The organism is Pseudoxanthomonas sp. LjRoot127, assembly GCF_964253495.1.
Taxonomy (GTDB): Bacteria; Pseudomonadota; Gammaproteobacteria; order Xanthomonadales; family Xanthomonadaceae; genus Pseudoxanthomonas_A.
In genome coordinates, this window is the sequence record NZ_CAXUQR020000001.1 from 1,452,619 (window position 1) to 1,472,328 (window position 19,710).

Here is a 19,710-nt window from a genome sequence, read left to right on the forward strand (position 1 = left end):
GGGATGAGGCCCATTGTGCACCACGTCACGGCGTCATGACCGCCGTCACTTGACGCTGCGATGCGTGCCGACGACAGTCCGAAGGCTGCCGTTTCCGGACCCGATCGATGCAACGACGCGACTTCCTCGCCCTGGGCGGACTGACCCTTGCCGGACTGGCCTTGCCCGGTACGCGCGTCATCGCGGCCGAAGCGCTGCTGGAACCCGGCGACGTGGCGAAGAAGAAGCGCCTCGCCGAAGCCGCGCTGTCGGCCGCGACCGCGGCGGGTGCGAGCTACTGCGACGTGCGCGTCGGCCGCTACCTGCGGCAGTCGCTGATCACCCGTGAGGACAAGGTGCAGAACGTGGTGAACACCGAATCCTCCGGCATCGGTGTGCGCGTGATCGCGCAGGGCGCGTGGGGCTTCGCGGCGACGAACGACCAGACACCCGACGGCGTGGCCGCCGCCGCGCGCCAAGCCGTGGCGATCGCGCGCGCGAATGCGCGCATCCAGGGCAAGCCCGTGCAGCTGGCGCCGTTGAAGGGTGCGGGCGAGGTGGCCTGGCGCACGCCGATCGTGAAGAACGCGATGGGGGTGCCGGTGAAGGAGAAGGTCGAGCTGCTGCTGAACGCGAACGCCACCGCGCTCGCTGCCGGCGCCAGCTTCGCGGCGTCGCGGATGTTCGTCATCAACGAGCAGAAGTATTTCGCCAGCACCGACGGATCCTGGATCGACCAGGACGTGCACCGCATCTGGGTGCCCTTCACGGTGACGGTGGTGGACAAGGCGACCGGCAAGTTCAAGACGCGTGATGGACTCTCTGCCCCGATGGGCATGGGCTACGAGTACCTGGATGCGAACCCGGCCGACAGGTTCGCGCTGCCGGGCGGCGTGGTGGCCTATGGCGCGTCGTACGACCTGCGCGAAGACATCGTGGCCGCGGCGAAGCAGGCGCGGGCCAAGCTGACCGCGCCGTCGGTGAAGCCCGGCAAGTACGACCTGGTGCTGGACCCGTCCAACCTGTTCCTGACCATCCATGAGAACGTCGGCCATCCGCTGGAGCTCGATCGCGTGCTCGGCTACGAAGCCAACTACGCCGGTACCAGTTTCGCCACGCTGGACAAGCGCGAGCAGCGCTTTCAGTGGGGCAGTCCGATCGTCAATTTCACCGCCGACAAGACCGAACCGCGCAGCCTCGGTGCGGTGGGCTACGACGACGAAGGCGTGAAGACCCGCCGCTGGGACCTGGTGAAGGACGGCGTGCTGGTCAACTACCAGGCCACGCGCGACGAGGTGCATATCCTCGGCGAGGACGCGTCGCACGGCTGCAGTTACGCCGATTCCTGGAGCAGCGTGCAGTTCCAGCGCATGGCCAACGTGTCGCTGGCGCCGGGCAAGACGCCGCTGACGGTGGCCGGGATGGTGAAGGACGTGGAGAACGGGCTGTACATCCACGGCCGCGGCTCGTACTCGATCGACCAGCAGCGCTACAACGCGCAGTTCGGCGGGCAGCTCTACTTCGAGATCAAGGATGGCCAGGTCACGCGCCAGGTCGAGGATGCGGCCTACCAGATCCGTACGCCGGAGTTCTGGAACGCCTGCACCGCGATCTGCGACGCGCGCGATTTCCGCCTTGGCGGTTCGTTCTTCGACGGCAAGGGCCAGCCCAGCCAGGTATCGGCCGTGTCGCACGGCTCGGCCACCACGCGCTTCAACGGCATCAACATCATCAACACGGCGCGCAGCCTGGGGTGATGCGAAGGCGTCGATCCGGGCATCGCGACACCGTGTGTATGCCGAAAGTCATTTGACGCTGTCTGCACGCGGGCGCAAGAATCCGGGACGACCTGTGCGGTGGTGAAGGCGCAGGCCGGAATGCTCCCGTCGCAGTGCCCCGCCTGCCGCCCGGCAGGCCCAACCGGTGGAGAATTGCCTTGCAACGTCGTGACTTCCTGGCCATGACCGGCCTCAGCCTGGGCGGCCTGATGGTGCCGTCCTTCTTCGGCAAGGCGATTGCCGCCGAGCAGCTCCAGTCCACCCTCGATGTCGCCTTCAAGAAGCGCCTCGCCGACGCCGCGCTCGCGGCGGCCAAGCAGGCCGGCGCCACCTACTGCGACGTGCGCATCGGGCGCTACCTGCGCCAGTTCGTCATAACCCGCGAGGACAAGGTGCAGAACGTGGTGAACACCGAGTCCACCGGCGCCGGCATCCGCGTGATCGCCAACGGCGCGTGGGGCTTCGCCGCCACCAACACGCTGACCGCCGAGGGCGTGGCCGCCGCCGCGCGCCAGGCCGCCGCCATCGCCAAGGCCAACAGCAAGACCCAGACCGCGCCGGTGCAGCTGGCCAAGGCGCCGGGCTTCGGCGAGGTGTCGTGGAAGACGCCGATCAAGAAGAACGCGATGGACGTGCCGATCAAGGACAAGGTCGACCTGCTGCTCGGCGTCAACGCCGCGGCGATCAACGCCGGCGCGGACTTCGTCAACTCGATGATGTTCCTGGTCAACGAGCAGAAGTATTTCGCCAGCACCGACGGCTCCTTCATCGACCAGGACGTGCACCGTATCTGGGTGCCGATGACGGTCACCGCCATTGACAAGGCCAGCGGCAAGTTCCGCACCCGCGATGGCCTGTCCGCGCCGATGGGCCTGGGCTACGAATACCTCGATGGCGACGCCGGCCAGAAGTTCACCTCGCCCAACGGCGTGGTCAACTACGGCCTGTCGTACGACATGAAGGAAGACGCCATCGCGGCCGCCAAGCAGGCGCGCGCGAAGCTGACCGCGCCGTCGGTGAAGCCGGGCAAGTACGACTTGGTCCTGGATCCCTCGCACACCTGGCTGACCATCCACGAATCGGTCGGCCATCCGCTCGAGCTGGACCGCGTGCTCGGCTACGAGGCCAACTACGCCGGCACCAGCTTCGCCACGCTGGACAAGCGCGAGCAGCGCTTCCAGTACGGCAGCGAGCTGGTCAACCTGTTCGCCGACAAGACCCAGCCCGGCAGCCTGGGCGCGGTCGGCTACGACGACGAAGGCGTGAAGACCAAGCGCTGGGACCTGGTGAGCGCCGGCAAGCTGGTCGACTACCAGACCATCCGCGACCAGGCCCACATCCTGGGCAAGACCGAATCCGACGGCTGTTGCTACGCCGACTCGTGGAGCAGCGTGCAGTTCCAGCGCATGGCCAACGTGTCGCTGGCCGCCGGCAAGACCAAGCTGTCCGTGGCCGACATGGTGAAGAACGTCGAGAACGGCATCTACATCATCGGCGACGGCTCGTTCTCGATCGACCAGCAGCGCTACAACGCTCAGTTCGGCGGCCAGCTCTTCTACGAGATCAAGAACGGCAAGATCACCCAGCAGATCGAGGACGTGGCCTACCAGATCCGCACGCCGGAATTCTGGAACGCCTGCACCGCCGTCTGCGACGAGAGCGACTACCGCCTGGGTGGTTCGTTCTTCGACGGCAAGGGCCAGCCCGGCCAGGTGTCCGCGGTGTCGCACGGGTCGTCCACCGCGCGCTTCAACGGCATCAACGTCATCAACACCGCCCGCTCGCTCGGCTGACCGGCGCAAGGAGATCCTAGAACATGAGCATCCTCACCGAAGCGCAGGCCAAGGCCATCCTGGACAAGGTCATCGCGCTGTCCACCGCCGACGAATGCACCGCGTCCCTCACCGGCTCCGTCGACGGCAACATCCGTTTCGCGCTTAACAACGTCTCCACCAGCGGCATCGTCAGCAACACCGACCTGGGCGTGCAAGTGGCGTTCGGCAAGCGCGTGGGCATCGCGACGATCAACGAGTTCGACGACGCCGCGCTGGAGCGCGTGGTGCGCCGCGCCGAAGACCTCGCCCGCCTGGCGCCGGAGAACCCCGAGTTCATGCCGGCCGTCGAGAAGCAGACCTACAAGCCCAGCGCCACCTTCAGCGAATCCACCGCCGCCATCACGCCCGAGTTCCGCGCCCAGGTCGCCGCCGATTCGATCGGCCCCTGCAAGGCGGAGAAACTGATCGCCGCGGGCTTCCTCGAAGACGGCCAGAGCTTCGTCGCCTTCGCCAACAGCAAGGGCAACTTCGGCTACCAGCGCGCGACCGCGTTCAACTACACCTGCACGGTGCGCACCGAGGACGGACGCGGTTCCGGCTGGGTCGGCCGCAACCTGAAGGACGCGAACGCGTTCAAGGCCGACAGCGACATCCGCACCGCGATGCGCAAGGCCAGCGAATCGGCCGAGGCCAAGGCGCTGGAGCCTGGCAAGTACACGGTGATCCTGGAGCCGGCCGCGGCCGCGGGCCTGATCTCCTTCATGATGAACTTCTTTGACGCGCGCCAGGCCGACGAAGGCCGCAGCTTCCTGTCCAAGAAGGGCGGCGGCAACAAGCTGGGCGAGCAGGTCTACGACCCTCGCGTGAACATCAGCGCCGACCCGTGGCACCCGGGCGCGGAAGTGATGCCGTGGGACGGCGAAGGCCTGCCGCGCGAGAAGATGGCCATCGTCGAGAACGGCAAGATCGCCAACCTGGAGTACTCGCGCTTCTGGGCGCAGAAGCAGGGCAAGCGCGCGATCGGCTCGCCCGGCAACCTGCTGGTGGCCGGCGGCACCAAGTCCACGGCCGAACTGGTCGCCGGTACGCAGAAGGGCATCCTGGTCACGCGTACCTGGTACATCCGCATGGTCGATCCGCAGACCGTGCTGCTGACCGGCCTGACCCGCGACGGCACGTTCTACATCGAGAACGGGCAGATCAAGCACCCGGTGAAGAACTTCCGCTTCAACGAGTCGCCGGTGATCATGCTCAACAACATCGAGGAACTGGGCAAGCCGGTGCGCGTGGCCGGCGACGAGTCCAGCTTCGTGATGATGATCCCGCCGATGAAGCTGCGCGACTTCACCTTCACCTCGCTGTCGGACGCGGTGTAACGCTTTTCTCCTTCTCCCCTCGGGAGAAGGTGCCCGAAGGGCGGATGAGGGGCGAACGAAGTCCATGATGCTCGAACCATCGGGACTCCATCGCCCCTCACCCCAACCCCTCTCTCCCACCGGGACTTCCTGCGGTCGCCGTCGGGAGAGGGGCTTTCAGAGACCTCGGCTTTGCTCCACACCCGGCTAACGCGTGCGCAGTTCCTCCACCTGATGCTCGGCGGCATGGTGACGGCCGCATTGCCCAGGCAGGCACGCGCAGCCGGCCACTACGATTTCCATTTCACCCGGCTGAAGTACGACTCCGGCGACTGGGACGTGGACGCGCGCATGCCGTCCAACCTGATCACCTCGCTGATCGACTACACCACGATGCGCGTGGACCCGAAGGAACACGTGCTGGCGCTGTCCGATCCGCGCATGCTCGCCGCCCCGTTCTGCTACCTGGCCGGGCACAAGCTGGTGGATTTCAACCCGGTGGAGCGCCGCCACTTCGAGCGCTACGTGCGCAACGGCGGCTTCGTGTTCGTCGACGACTGCAACCACGACATCGACGGCCTGTTCGCCAAGTCGTTCGAGGCGCAGATGGCGTCGATCTTCGGCGCGAAGGCGATGAAGAAGCTGCCGAACACGCACGCGATCTATTCCTCGTTCTTCAAGTTCGACGGCCCGCCGGCCACCAGCTTCGAGCTCAACGGCTGGGGCGACGACCTGGTGCACGAGTACCTGCAGGGCATCGAGATCAACGGCCGCCTCGGCGTGCTCTACAGCAACAAGGACTACGGCTGCGAGTGGGACTACGACTGGCGCAACAAGCGCTTCCTGGCCGAGGACAACACCAAGTTTGCGGTCAATCTCGTGATCTACGCGCTGACCACCTGACGCACTTCTTCCCGGACCCCCATGAACGCATCCATCACCGAATCCGACCTCCAGCAGCAACTCGCCACGCTGGGCGAACTCCGCGCCGCCATCGGCCAGGCCATCGTGGGCCAGCAGGACGTGGTGGAGCAGTTGCTGATCGGCCTGCTCGCCGGCGGGCATTGCCTGCTCGAAGGCGTGCCCGGCCTTGGCAAGACGCTGCTGGTGCGCTCGCTGGGCGAGGCCCTGCACCTGCAGTTCCGCCGCGTGCAGTTCACCCCGGACCTGATGCCCAGCGACATCCTCGGCACCGAACTCCTGGAGGAAGACCACGGCACGGGCCATCGCCATTTCCGTTTCCAGCCCGGCCCGATCTTCACCAACCTGCTGCTCGCCGACGAACTCAACCGCACGCCGCCGAAGACCCAGGCCGCGCTGCTGGAGGCGATGCAGGAACGCACGGTCAGCTATGCCGGCACCACGCATGCGCTGCCGTCGCCGTTCTTCGTGCTGGCCACGCAGAATCCGCTCGAACAGGCCGGCACCTATCCGCTGCCGGAAGCGCAGCTGGACCGATTCCTGCTGCACATCCGCGTGGACTATCCCACCGAGCAGGAAGAACACGACATCCTCGCGCAGACCACCGGCCGCGTCGGCGGCGCGGTACCGCGCGTGATGGAGGGCGAAGCCGTCCTCGCGCTGCAGAAGCATGTGCGCGACGTGCATGTCAGCGAGGACCTTCTGCGCTGGATCACCAAGCTCGTGCGCGCCAGCCGTCCTGGCGATGGCGTACCGGAGGAGATCCGCAAGTACGTGCGCTGGGGCGCCGGTCCGCGCGCCGGCCAGTCGCTGGTGCTGGCCGCGAAGGCCCGCGCCTTGCTGCACGGCCGCCTGGCGGCGACGCGCGAGGATATCGTCGCGCTGGCGAAGCCGGTGATGCGCCATCGCCTGCTGCTGTCGTTCGCCGCCGAGGCCGAACAGGTCGGCGCGGACGACGTGATCGCCGCGCTGCTGCGCGGCGTGCCGCTCGCCGCCTGATCGACCGCCCATGGCGCACGACCTGATCCCCGCCGACGTCCGCAGCCGGTTGAAGGACCTGCGGCTGACCGCGCGCCGTGCGATCGGTGCGCAGGGGATCGGCGTGCACCACAGCCGCAGCCGTGGCGCCGGCCTGGAGTTCGCGCAATACCGCGCCTACGAGCCCGGCGACGAGCTGCGCCAGATCGACTGGAAGCTGTACGCACGCTCGGACCGCTTCTTCGTGCGCGAAGCCGAGCGCGAGAGTCCGCTGACGGTGTGGATCGTGCTCGACGCGACCGCCTCGATGGCCCAACGCGATGGCGCGCGCGGTACGCGTTTCGACGCTGCGCGCAGCCTCGCGGCCTGCGTCGCCGAACTCGCGCTGCGCCAGGGCGACCGCTTCGGCCTGCTCGTGCTGCACGGCGATGGCGTGCGCCTGGTCGCGCCCGGGAACGGCGCGCGCCAGCGCGACCAGCTGCTGCTCGCGCTGCATGGCCTGCGTGCGGACGGCGCGTTTCCTGCGCAGGAACGGCTGGGCCCGGTGTTCGAACGCATCGCCGCCGGCGACCTGGTGCTGGTGCTGAGCGACTGGTTCGACGACGCGATGCCCGCGCTGGTGGAACGGCTCGCTGCCGCGCGGCGCGAGGTGCTGGGGATCCAGCTGCTGACCGCGGAAGAACGCGATTTCTCCTACACCGGCGGCCATCGCTTCCGCGATCCGGAAACCGGCGAGGAGCTGCTGGGCGATGCGGCGGCCCTGCGCGCGGACTACCTGCGCCGCTTCGCGGATGCGCAGGGCGTGCTCGATGCGCGCCTGGACGCGGCCGGCATCCGCCACGCCCGCCACTACACCGACCAGCCGCTGGACCTGCCGCTGCGCCGGCTGTTCGGCGCGCGTGACGCGGCGGAGTACGCATGAGCCTGGCGTTCCTGCTGCCGGCGGGCCTGGCCGCGTTCGCGGCGTTGCTGCTGCCGCTGCTGCTGCATCTCGCGCGCCGGCACGAGCAGACGCCGACCGATTTCGCCGCGCTGCGCTGGCTACGGCAGAAGCCGAAGCCGCGCCACCGCATCCGCTTCGACGAATGGCCGTTGCTGTTGCTGCGCCTGCTGCTGCTCGCATTGCTCGCGCTGTGGCTCGCCCGGCCGGTGCTGTCGGGCCTGGACGACGGGCGGCCGTGGACGGTCGCCGTGCCCGGCGTGGATGCAGGCTTCGCACGTACGACCTCCGATGCGCGCATGCGGCTGCACTGGCTGGCGCCGGGCTTCCCGTCGCTGGATGCGCCGATGCCTGCCGGCACGCCGGCCATTGGCAGCCTGCTGCGGCAACTCGATGCCGAACTGCCTCCCGGCGTCGCGTTGACCGTGATCGTGCCTGCAACCTTGCAGGGTGTGGATGCCGAGAGGCCCGCGCTGTCGCGTGCGGTGACCTGGAAGGTCGTCGACGGCGCGATGCCGGCATCGTCGGCGAAGGCCTCGCCATCGCCTGCATGGGCGATCCGCCACCCTGTGGGTGACGAACATGCGCTGCGCTACCTGCGCGCCGCCGCACGGGCGTGGCAGCCGAACAGCGCGACGGCCGTGCAGATCGGGACCACCGACGCGCCGTTGCCTCCGCCGTCTCAGCCGCTGGTGTGGCTGGCGCGCGGACCGGTGCCCGCGCCGGTCATGCAATGGATCTCGTCCGGCGGCGTCGCGTTGCTCGCCCATGAAACGATGGTGGATGGCATTGCGATGTCGTCGACGGCCTGGCGCGATGCCGAAGGTGCGCCCCTGGTCGAAAGCGCTGTGCTCGGCCGGGGCCGGGTGATGCGCTTCACCCGTGCGCTGCGGCCCGACGCGATGCCGGCGCTGCTCGACGCCGATTTCCCGCACCGCCTGCGCGCCCTGTTCGACGGTCCCGCCAGCGCGCCCGCGCGCGTGCTCGCGACGGACTACGCGCCGACGCGCGGTGGCGCGACCTATCCGGTCGCACCACGCGACCTGCAACCCTGGCTCGCGCTGCTGATCGCGGTGTTGGTGCTGGTGGAGCGCTGGATGGCCACGCGGCGCACGCGGAGCGTGGCGCCATGACGTTGTCGGCCTTCGATCGTCTCGCCCAGGTCCGTCGCCATGCGACGCTCGGCCAACTGGTGTTGGGAGCACCGATTCCTGTCGCGCTCGCCGGTGTGTTGTGGCGCTTCGCATTGCCCGCGGTAGCCGTAGCCGTCTCGCTGGCCGGGATCGCCGTACTCGCCGCGCTGGCCTGGCGGCGGACGCGCGCGTTCGACACCGCCTGGCTGGTGCGCCAGCTGGATGCACGCCGCAAGGACCTCGACGACAGCAGCGATCTGCTGCTGGCACCACCCGCTTCGCTGACGCCGCTGCAACAGCTGCAGCAAGCGCGCGTCCGCGAGCGGCTACGCAGCCAGCCGGCACCGGACCTGCGCACGCCGTGGCCATGGCCGCGCATCGTGGCGATGTGGCTGGTGGCCGGCGTGGTGATCGCCGTGTCGGCGCTGTGGCCGGCGCGCGCACCGATGGCCAGCGCGCTCGCGCCTGCGGATGAGGAAACACCAGCCGTTCCCGGCGTCCCGCGCCTGGTCGGCCAACGCTTGCACGTCGCGCCGCCGTCCTACACGGGCCAGTCGGCGCGCGACGAAGCCACGCTCGATGCGAAAGCCCCCGTCGGCTCGCGACTCGCCTGGACGCTGCGCTTCGAACCGCAACCGACCCGCGCGGATCTCGTCTTCCACGACGGCCAGCGCATCGCGCTGCAGCGCGACGGCGACACCTGGCGAGCGACGCATGGCCTCGCGAAATCCACGCTGTACCGCGTGGTGGCCGCCGGCACCGAGGCGCAACCGCCGTCGAAACTCCGGCGGCTGGATGCCATTCCTGATCGCGCGCCGCAGGTGAAGGTGCTCGCGCCCGACCGCGGCCTCAGCCTGGTGGCGGTCGGACAGACGCGCTGGGCGCTCGCCTTCGAAGCGCGCGACGACTACGGCGTGGCCGCGGCCGCCACGCTGAAGCTGACGCTCGCGCAAGGCAGCGGCGAGAACATCGCGTTCAAGGAACAGGCGATGACGCTGCACGGCACCGGCCCCGCGACCGCGCGCCGGTTCGCCGCCTCGCTGGACCTGAAGGCGCTCGGCATGGCCGTGGGCGACGACCTGATCGCACAGCTCACCGTGCGCGACACGCGCGCGCCGACGCCGCAGACCGCACAGAGCCCCGGCCTGATCCTGCGCTGGCCGGCGGACTTGGGCGAGGAAAGCACCGGCCTGGAAGGACTGGTGAAGAAGGTGATGCCGGCCTACTTCCGCAGCCAGCGCCAGATCATCATCGACGCCGAAGCACTGCAGAAGCAGAAACGCGGCCTGGCGGCGGACACGTTCGTCACGCGCTCGGATGCGATCGGCGTGGACCAGCGCATCCTGCGCCTGCGCTACGGCCAGTTCCTCGGCGAGGAAGCCGAAGGCGAGCCGCAACCGCCGCCGACCAGCGACACCGACGACGACCACGCGGAGGACGACGGACACGATCACGCCGGAACCCCGACCGCCGCGCAGGACGATCACGACCATGCGACGTCGGCGAGCGGCGCCAGCTTCGGCCGCGAGGCCGACGTGCTGGAGGCTTATGGCCACACGCACGACCACGCCGAAGCCGCGACGCTGCTCGACCCCGACACACGCGCCACGCTGAAGAAGGCGCTGGACCAGATGTGGCAATCGGAACTTCACCTGCGCCAGGGACAGCCGGACCGCGCACTGCCGTTCGCGTACAAGGCGCTGGAGTACATCAAGCAGGTGCAACAGGCGACACGCATCTACCTGGCCCGCGTGGGACCGGAGCTGCCGCCGATCGACGAGACGCGCCGGATGGGCGGCGATCGCAAGGGCATCGGCTCCCGCGCACTCGGCCCGCTCGCCCCGATGCCCGACGACGTCGACGCGGCCCCCGCTCGCGCATGGCGTGCCCTGGCCAACGATCGCGCGCCGGCGGATGGCGCGGACCTGGACGCGCTGCACACTTGGCTGCGCACGAACGAAGCACGCGTGCCGGATGCGCTGGACCTGTTCGCGGCCATCGATGAAGTGCGCGGCGATCCGGCGTGCGCGCCCTGCCGTGCGCGCCTGCGTGCGCTGCTGTGGTCGGCGTCGCCGCAACCGCCCGCACAGGTCCGCCGTCGGGCCGCGCCGGACGATGCTGGCCGCCGCTATCTCGATGCCCTCCAGCAGGAGCCCGCGCGATGACCTTGCCCGCGCTCCTGCCCTGGCTGCTGGCCGGCCTGCTCGCGCTCGGCGTGCTGGTCGCGTGGGCGCGCCTGATCGCGCGGCGTCGCGGTGCTTCCACGGACGTGCGCGGCTCCCGTACCCGCTTCCTGCTGCTGTGCGCGCTGCAACCCGTCTGCGCGCTGCTGCTCTACTTCACCCTGCTGCCGCCTCGGCAGGCATCGACCCCCGCCACGCTGGTGGTGATGACCGCGAACGCCGGACAGGTCGCCCTTCCCGCGGTGCTGCAGGGCCAGCCCCGCGTCGCTCTGCCGGAGGCCACGTCCACCGACGGCAGCGAGCGCGTGCCGGACCTGGGCACTGCGCTGCGCCGGTATCCGGACGTGGGCACGCTGCACGTCGTCGGTGATGGACTGGAAGCCCGCGACCGCGATGCGCTCGTTGACCGGCGCGTCATGTATTCGCCTACCGCCTTGCCGCGCGGTGTCGTCGAACTCGCGCCGGTGGGTGTCGTGGCGCCGGGCGACACCTTCATCGCCAGCGGTCGCGTGAACGACGTGCCGAAGGCGACGGTGGTGCTGTTCGACCCCGCAGGCCAGCGCGTCGATGCCGCGCCGGTGGACGAGCAGGGTCGCTTCCGCCTCACCGGTGTCGCCCGCCTGCCCGGGCCGGCGCTGTTCCGGGTAGAGGTGCGGTCAGCGCGCGGTAGCGTGGCCGATGCCGCGTCGCTGCCGGTCTGGACGCAGCCCTCGACGCCGCCCCGCGTATGGGTGCTCGCCGGTGCGCCCAATGCCGAGGGCAAATACCTGCGTCGCTGGGCGACCGACGTGAGCATCCCGCTCCACATGCAGGTCAGCCTCGGCGGCGGCATGCAGCTCGGCGACGCTACGTTGCCGATGAACGCCGAGACGCTGCGCCGTTTCGACCTGCTGGTTCTGGATGCGCGCAGTGCCGCGGGACTCGGCGAAGCGCAACGTGCGGCACTCGGCGCGGCTGTGCGCGACGGACTGGGCGTGCTGGTGCGTGCCGACGGACCGATCTCCCCGCCCGTGCAACGCCTGCTGGGCGTGCCGGCCGTCGGCAACGACGAATCCGAGTTCCGCCTGTCCCGTCCCGCGCCGGACGACGACGCCTGGCGCGCACGACGCGGTGCGGGCACGGCAGACCTGCCGGTGGATGCCGACGCCGTGCCGGGCGGCCTGCCCGTTCTCACGCGGCGGACGATGCGGATGCCTGTGGGCGACGATGTCGCACTGCTGCGGGACACCGCCGGCGCACCGGCCGCGTGGTGGCACGCGATGGGGCGCGGCCGGGTCGGCGTGTGGACGCCGGCCGATACCTACACGCTGGTGCTGGCGGGCCACGCCGACGTGCACGCCGCGCTGTGGTCGCAGGCGTTCGCCACGCTGGCACGCGCGGGCGCGCAGGCCATTGCCGCGGCGCCCGACGGCGCGCGCGCGGGCGAGCGCATGGCGCTGTGCGGCATCGCAGACGACGCACGGATCGTCGCACCTGACGGCATCACGACGCAGGTAGTGCGGGATCCCGCCACCGGCAGCGCGCGCTGCGCAGGCTTCTGGCCGCGAAGCGCGGGCTGGCATCAGCTGAGGGTGGGCGACGCCGCGACGCCGTTCTTCGTCCGCGCCGAAGACGATGCGCCGTCGCTGCATCGCGCCGAGCTCCAGGCGCAGACACGCTCGCACACAGGCGCCGCGAGCGCAGTGGTGGCATCGCCATCGGCCATGGAAGGCGTTCGCGGGCCCGCCTGGCCGTGGTTCCTCGCCTGGCTTTCCGCCAGCGCGCTGCTATGGTGGCTCGAACGCAGGCGCGCGCCGGCCGGTTAACGACTCTCGAATGTCCGGTGCGCAATCCTTCCTTCCATCTCACCCTCCGGAGTTACGCATGATCCGAACGGCGATTCCCGCCCTGCTGTTGACCCTCTCGCTGGCCGCCTGCTCGTCGCCCGAAGCCGACGAACAGACCGCCGCCGCCGAACAGTCCCAGGCCGCGGCCAGCGAAGCGGCCACGCCGCCCGCCGCCGAGCCCGCGCCGGCCGAACTCGCCGGCAGCTGCGACGACACCCAGGCGCAGTGGATCATCGGCAAGACCGCGAGCGAGGCCGACATCGAACAGGCCAAGGCCGACAGCAAGTCCGAGGCCGTGCGCGCGCTGAAGCCGGGCGACGCCGCGACGATGGACTTCAATCCGAACCGCCTGAACATCATCCTCGACGAGAAGGGCGCGGCGACCTCGGTCAACTGCGGCTGACGCTTCGCGCCACGTCCATCGGATGACGAACCGTCCGCGGCGACGCGGGCGGTTTTTTGTTGTCCGGCGGACACGGTTTTGCCCCGTGAAAAGTTGCCTTTGCAACCAACAGGTGGTGCGCCATAGGTGTTGTTGCGGCGTCGCAACATCTATGGTCTAGTCGGATTTCCGGTGACATTTCGAAGTGCCGCTGCGTGGGCAGGGCACGGTGTCGCCGTCACTCCGGTTTGAGGCAAGACATGGCCCCTCGCAATCGCCAAGGCGGCTTTGAACAGGGTCTCTACGACCCGAACGACGAACGCGACGCCTGCGGCTTCGGCATGATCGCGCAGCTCGACGACCAGCCCTCGCGCGCGCTGGTCGACACTGCGATCGCTGCGCTCTCGCGCATGACCCACCGTGGTGGCGTGGCCGCCGACGGTCTCACCGGCGACGGCTGCGGCCTGCTGATCCGCAAGCCGGAGGCATTCCTCCGCGCGCTCGCCGCCGAATCCGGCATCGCACTGGGCGCGCGCTTCGCCGCGGGCCTGGTGTTCCTTCCGCACGACGAGGTGCAGGCCGCGCAATGCCGCGCCGCGCTCGAAGCCGAACTGTTCCGCACCGGCGTGGCGGTGAAGGGCTGGCGCGTGCCGCCCACCAACGACGCCGTCTGCGGCCAATTGGCCAAGGACACCCTGCCGCGCATCGAACAGCTCTACGTCGAGGCCGACGAAGGACAGAAGGACGAAGCCTTCGCGCTCGCGCTGTTCCTCGCGCGCCGCCGGGCCGAACAGCAGCTGCGCGCGTCCGTGCCCGACTTCTACGTGGTCACGCTGTCGCCGCATGCGATCGGCTACAAGGGCATGGTGCTGCCGGACAAGTTGTCGACCTTCTTCCCGGACCTGCAGCGCAGCGACCTGGCCAGCAGCGCGGTGGTGTTCCACCAGCGCTTCTCCACCAACACGCTGCCGCGCTGGCCGCTGGCGCATCCGTTCCGGCTGCTGGCGCACAACGGCGAGATCAACACCATCGAGGGCAACCGCCGCTGGGCGCAGGCGCGCAGCAAGGTGTGGAAGACGCCGCGCTTCGACATCGGCGAATTCGACCCGGTCATCTCGATGCACGGCTCCGATTCGCAGAGCCTGGACAACATGCTGGAGCTGCTGGTCGCCGGGGGCATGGAGCTGATCCAGGCGCTGCGCATCCTGGTGCCGCCGGCGACGCAGTCGCTGGAGTTCAAGGACGCCGATCTGGCCGCGTTCTACGAGTTCTACGGCCTCAATACCGAACCGTGGGACGGCCCGGCGGGCATCGTCTCCATGGACGCGCGCTACGCCGCGTGCACGCTTGACCGCAACGGCCTGCGCCCCGCGCGCTGGATGCTGACCAGCGACCGCCACTTCATCGTCGCCAGCGAAGCCGGCGTGTGGGAAGTGCCGGCCGAACGCGTCACCCGCAAGGGCAAGCTCGGCCCGGGCGAGATGATGGCCATCGACCTGCGCCGCGGCGACCTGCTCGACAGCGAAGCGGTGGACCGCATCAACCGTGGCCGCGCGCCGTACAAGCAGTGGCTGCACCAGGGCGTGACCTACCTGCAGACCGAGCTGATCGATCCGTCGCTGGTCGAGGAACCCTTCGACGAACGCACGCTGCGCGGCTACCACAAGCTGTTCCAGCTCTCGACCGAGGAAGTGGAGCAGGTGCTGCGCCCGCTCGCCGAGACCGAGCAGGAAGCCACCGGCTCGATGGGCGACGACACCCCGATGGCCGTGCTCAGCCGGCAGACGCGGCCGCTGTACGACTACTTCCGGCAGGCGTTCGCGCAGGTCACCAACCCGCCGATCGATCCGCTGCGCGAAGACTGCGTGATGTCGCTGACCACCCAGCTGGGCCGGGAGACCAACATCTTCCACGCCGGCCCGGAGACGGTGAACCACGTCATCCTCAATTCGCCGGTGCTGAGCCAGCGCAAACTGCGGCAGTTGCTGAAGATGCCGCAGTACGTCGAGAAGAACCGCCTGATCGACCTGTCCTATTCGCACGAGGAAGGCCTGAAGGCCGGCCTGGAGCGGATCTGCCGCGAGGCCGAACAGGCGGCGCGCGATGGCGAGGTCATGCTGCTGCTGTCGGACCGCTATCCGCAGCCGGGCCGGCCGATGGCGCATGCGCTGCTCGCCACCGGTGCCGTGCACCATCACCTCTGCCGCGTTGGCCTGCGCTGCGACGCCAACCTGATCGTCGAGACCGGCACCGCGCGCGATCCACACCACATGGCCTGCCTCATCGGCGTGGGCGCCACCGCGGTGTATCCGTACCTGGCGTACCAGACGCTGTTCGACCTGGGCCGGCGCGGGATCCTGCAGATTAAGAAGGGTGGCGAGCAGACGCAGATCGGCCGCAGCTACCGCAAGGGCATCTACAAGGGCCTGTCGAAGATCATCTCGAAGATGGGCATCTGCACGATCAGCAGCTACCGCGGCGCGCAGTTGTTCGAGATCGTCGGCCTGGATCCGGACGTGGTCGACCTGTGCTTCGCCGAGACGCCGTCGCGGGTCGGCGGCGTGGGCTTCGAACGCCTCGACCTGGAGGCGCGCCAGCTCGATGCGCGTGCGTGGAACGACCGCGAATCGCCGGAAGTCGGCGGGCTGCTGAAGTACGTGCACGGCGGCGAATACCACATGTACAACCCGGACGTGGTGATGACGCTGCAGCGCGCGACGCGCACCGGCGACGCCCGCGACTGGCAGGCCTACGCGGACGCCGTGAACTCGCGCCCGCCGTCGGCACTGCGCGATCTGTTGCAGCTGAAGAAAGCCGAGGTGCCGACGCCGATCGACGAGGTGGCCGACGCCACCGACTTGCTGCGACGCTTCGATACCGCGGCGATCTCGCTCGGCGCGTTGTCGCCGGAAGCGCACGAAGCGCTCGCCATCGCGATGAACCGGCTCGGCGGCCGCAGCAACTCCGGTGAGGGCGGCGAAGACCCCGCGCGCTATGGCACCGAGAAGCGCAGCAAGATCAAGCAGGTCGCTTCCGGCCGCTTCGGCGTGACGCCGGAGTACCTGGTCAATGCCGAAGTGCTGCAGATCAAGGTCGCGCAGGGCGCCAAGCCCGGCGAAGGCGGCCAGCTGCCGGGCCACAAGGTCAACGAGCTGATCGCGCGCCTGCGCTACGCCAAGCCCGGCATCGGCCTAATCTCGCCGCCGCCGCACCACGACATCTATTCGATCGAAGACCTCGCCCAGCTGATCTACGACCTCAAGCAGATCAACCCGACGGCCCTGGTCTCGGTGAAGCTGGTCAGCCATGCGGGCGTGGGCACGATCGCCGCCGGCGTGGTGAAGGCCGGCGCGGACCTGATCACCATCTCCGGCCATGACGGCGGCACCGGCGCCAGCCCGGTGAGCTCGATCCGGTATGCCGGCGTGCCGTGGGAACTCGGCGTGGCCGAGGCGCACCACGCGCTGGTGGTGAACCAGCTGCGCGACCGCACCGTGCTGCAGACCGACGGCGGCCTGAAGACCGGCCTGGACGTGGTCAAGGCCGCGCTGCTCGGCGCCGACAGCTTCGGCTTCGGCACCGGCCCGATGATCGTGCTCGGCTGCAAGTACCTGCGCATCTGCCACCTCAACAACTGCGCCACCGGCGTGGCCACGCAGGACGAGCGCCTGCGCACGCAGTACTTCACCGGCCTGCCCGAGCGCGTGGAGAACTTCTTCCGCCTGCTGTCCGAGGAAGTGCGGCAGTGGCTGTCGTACCTCGGCGCGCGTTCGCTCGACGAGATCGTCGGCCGCACCGACCTGCTGCAGCAACTCGACGTATCGCCCCGCGAAGGCGTGAACGTCGATCTGTCGCGACTGCTGAAGGGCGCGCAGTTCGACAGCAGCAGCTGCGCGGCGCAACGCCTGTACGAATCGCCGGACAGCCTGGCCACGCAGCTCGATGGTTTGCTCGCCGAGCCGATCCGCAAGAAGAGCGGCGGCGACCATCGCTTCCTGATCCACAACACCGACCGCAGCATCGGCACCCGCCTGTCCGGCGCCATCGCGCGCCAGCACGGCAACCAGGGCATGGCCGACGCACCGCTCAACCTGCGCTTCCGCGGCACCGCGGGGCAGAGCTTCGGCGCGTTCAACGCCGGCGGCCTGCAGATGGAGCTGGAAGGCGAAGCCAACGACTACGTGGGCAAGGGCATGGCCGGCGGCCGGCTGGTGGTGCGTCCGCCGCGCGGCGCGCGCTTCGAGGCACGCAACACGCCCATCATCGGCAACACCTGCCTGTACGGCGCGACGGGCGGCGAGCTGTTCGCCGCCGGTCGCGCGGGTGAACGCTTCGGCGTGCGCAATTCCGGCGCGCTGGCGGTGATCGAAGGCGCCGGCGACCACTGCTGCGAGTACATGACCGATGGCATCGTGCTGGTGCTGGGCAAGGTGGGCCTGAACTTCGGCGCCGGCTTCACCGGTGGCCTGGCCTACGTGCTCGACCTGGACCGCGATTTCGTCGACCGCTACAACCACGAACTGATCGACATCCACCGCATCAGCCCGGAAGGCTTCGAGAGCCATCGCCAGCACCTGCACACGCTGATCAGCCGCCATCGCGAACTGACCGGCAGCATCTGGGCGCAGCAGATTCTCGACGAGTTCCGCGACTACGTGGGCAAGTTCTGGCTGGTGAAGCCGAAGGCCGCGAGCATCGATTCGTTGAACGAGACCTTGAGGCGCGCAGCATGAGCGCGCTCCGCCTTTCTCCTCCCCCCTCGCGGGGGAGGATGCCCGCAGGGCAGGAGAGGGGGCGCAAGCGCAGCGACGCGTGTCGTTGCGTCCGTGCACTCGATGCGCTGACGTGGCGCTTCGCCGCAACGGTCTCCGGCTCACCCTCTCCCGGCCTTCGGCCACCCTCTCCCATCAAGGGAGAGGGGAAGCAGGTACTGTCCTCATGAGCAAGAAGCAGGTATTCCAGTTCCTCGACCTGCCGCGGACGATGCCGCAACGCATCCCGCTGGAGTTGCGCACGTCCGGCGACTGGGGCGAGCTGTACGGCAAGTTCGGCAAGGAGGAAGCGCAGTACCAGGCAGGCCGTTGCCTCGACTGTGGCAATCCCTACTGCAGCTGGAAGTGCCCTGTGCACAACGCGATCCCGCAGTGGCTGCAGCTGGTGCAGGAGAACCGCATCGAGGAAGCCGCCGCGCTGTGCCACTCCACCAACCCGCTGCCGGAAGTCTGCGGCCGCGTGTGCCCGCAGGACCGCCTCTGCGAAGGCAGCTGCACGCTGGAGGAATTCGGCGCGGTCACCATCGGCGCGGTGGAGAAGTACATCGTCGACACCGCGCTGGCCAATGGCTGGCGGCCGGACCTGAGCGACGTGCAGCCGACTGGCAAGCGCGTCGCGGTCATCGGTGCGGGACCGGCGGGCCTGGGCTGCGCCGACCGCCTGGCGCGCGCCGGCATCCAGGCCGTGGTCTACGACCGTTACGAACAGATCGGCGGCCTGCTGCAGTTCGGCATCCCCAGCTTCAAGCTCGACAAGAGCGTCATCGCGCAGCGCCGCGAGGTGCTGGAAGGCATGGGCGTGGAATTCCGCCTGGGCGTGGAGATCGGCCGCGACCTGACGCTCGCGCAGCTGCTGGAAGAGTACGACGCGGTCTTCCTCGGCACCGGCGCCTACCGCTATACCGACGGCGGCCTGCCCGGCCAGGACCTGGACGGCGTGCTGCCGGCCCTGCCCTTCCTGGTGCAGAACGGCCGCATCGTGAGCGGCAACGATCCCTGGGGCCGCGCGATCGCCGGTTGGGAGGACAAGCTGCAGCTGCCGGACCTGCAGGGCAAGCGCGTGGTCGTGCTCGGCGGCGGCGATACCGGCATGGACTGCGTGCGCAGCGCGATCCGCCTGGGTGCGGCGAAGGTGACCTGCGCCTACCGCCGCGACGAGGCCAACATGCCCGGCTCCGCCCGTGAAGTCGCCAACGCCCGCGAGGAAGGCGTGCGCTTCCTGTTCAATCGCCAGCCGCTCGGCATCGTGGCCGGCGACGACGGCACGGTGGCCGGCGTGCAGGTGGTCGAAACGAAGCTCGGCGAGCCCGACGAACGCGGCCGCCAGAACGCGGTGCCGGTCGAAGGCAGCGAATCGGTGCTGGAAGCGGACGTGGTGATCATCGCGTTCGGTTTCTCGCCGACCGTGCCGGCGTGGTTAGCCGACGTCGGCGTGGAAGGCACACCGAACGGACGCATCGTCGCCGGCGGCGGCGATCGCCTGCCGTTCCAGACCACGCACCCGAAGCTGTTCGCCGGCGGCGACGCCGTGCGTGGCGCCGACCTGGTGGTCACCGCGGTCGCCGAGGGACGCGATGCGGCGGGCAGCATCGCGACGTTGCTGCTGGCGTAGGGTGGGCTCAAGCCCACCTTGTCGCGAAGCCGCGCACGGCATCGTCATTCGGGGCGATCCCCATGGCGGGCTTGAG

General features: G+C 69.3%; 12 protein-coding genes. All 12 read left to right on the forward strand.

What is annotated here, in order from left to right; all coding sequences use genetic code 11:
• Window positions 1–107 precede the first annotated feature (107 nt).
• Window positions 108–1,736: a TldD/PmbA family protein gene (locus tag ACSQ19_RS06840; protein WP_436000831.1), complete on the forward strand. Its 1,629-nt coding sequence runs from the start codon at window positions 108–110 to the stop codon at window positions 1,734–1,736.
• Window positions 1,737–1,915: 179 nt separating this feature from the next.
• Window positions 1,916–3,550, forward strand: a complete 1,635-nt coding sequence (locus tag ACSQ19_RS06845; protein WP_299344583.1) for a TldD/PmbA family protein — start codon at window positions 1,916–1,918, stop codon at window positions 3,548–3,550.
• Window positions 3,551–3,573: 23 nt separating this feature from the next.
• On the forward strand, window positions 3,574–4,908 hold the full coding sequence (locus ACSQ19_RS06850; RefSeq protein WP_299344586.1) for a TldD/PmbA family protein: 1,335 nt from the start codon (window positions 3,574–3,576) through the stop codon (window positions 4,906–4,908).
• Between the two features lie 213 nt (window positions 4,909–5,121).
• The gene (locus ACSQ19_RS06855) at window positions 5,122–5,790 is read left to right on the forward strand and encodes a DUF4159 domain-containing protein (protein WP_436001123.1); all 669 of its coding nucleotides are present in this window, start codon (window positions 5,122–5,124) and stop codon (window positions 5,788–5,790) included.
• Between the two features lie 21 nt (window positions 5,791–5,811).
• Window positions 5,812–6,807 carry an AAA family ATPase gene (locus tag ACSQ19_RS06860; RefSeq protein ID WP_436000834.1) on the forward strand — a complete coding sequence of 332 codons (996 nt, stop codon included), beginning with the start codon at window positions 5,812–5,814 and terminating at the stop codon, window positions 6,805–6,807.
• Between the two features lie 10 nt (window positions 6,808–6,817).
• Window positions 6,818–7,708, forward strand: coding sequence for a DUF58 domain-containing protein (locus tag ACSQ19_RS06865; RefSeq protein ID WP_436000836.1), 891 nt, complete (start codon window positions 6,818–6,820; stop codon window positions 7,706–7,708).
• Window positions 7,705–8,859, forward strand: a complete 1,155-nt coding sequence (locus tag ACSQ19_RS06870; protein ID WP_436000838.1) for a BatA domain-containing protein — start codon at window positions 7,705–7,707, stop codon at window positions 8,857–8,859. The genes ACSQ19_RS06865 and ACSQ19_RS06870 overlap by 4 nt, the downstream gene beginning before the upstream one ends.
• Complete coding sequence (locus tag ACSQ19_RS06875) at window positions 8,856–11,024, forward strand: hypothetical protein (protein ID WP_436000839.1); 2,169 nt, start codon at window positions 8,856–8,858, stop codon at window positions 11,022–11,024. Before ACSQ19_RS06870 ends, ACSQ19_RS06875 begins: the two co-directional genes overlap by 4 nt.
• Window positions 11,021–12,847 carry a carboxypeptidase regulatory-like domain-containing protein gene (locus tag ACSQ19_RS06880; RefSeq protein ID WP_436000841.1) on the forward strand — a complete coding sequence of 609 codons (1,827 nt, stop codon included), beginning with the start codon at window positions 11,021–11,023 and terminating at the stop codon, window positions 12,845–12,847. The genes ACSQ19_RS06875 and ACSQ19_RS06880 overlap by 4 nt, the downstream gene beginning before the upstream one ends.
• Before the next feature lie 58 nt (window positions 12,848–12,905).
• Window positions 12,906–13,271, forward strand: a complete 366-nt coding sequence (locus ACSQ19_RS06885; protein ID WP_299344603.1) for an I78 family peptidase inhibitor — start codon at window positions 12,906–12,908, stop codon at window positions 13,269–13,271.
• A 239-nt stretch (window positions 13,272–13,510) separates the two neighbouring features.
• Window positions 13,511–17,983 carry a glutamate synthase large subunit gene (gene gltB, locus ACSQ19_RS06890; protein ID WP_436000843.1) on the forward strand — a complete coding sequence of 1,491 codons (4,473 nt, stop codon included), beginning with the start codon at window positions 13,511–13,513 and terminating at the stop codon, window positions 17,981–17,983.
• A 205-nt stretch (window positions 17,984–18,188) separates the two neighbouring features.
• The gene (locus ACSQ19_RS06895; protein WP_296278750.1) at window positions 18,189–19,634 is read left to right on the forward strand and encodes an FAD-dependent oxidoreductase; all 1,446 of its coding nucleotides are present in this window, start codon (window positions 18,189–18,191) and stop codon (window positions 19,632–19,634) included.
• Window positions 19,635–19,710 lie beyond the last annotated feature (76 nt).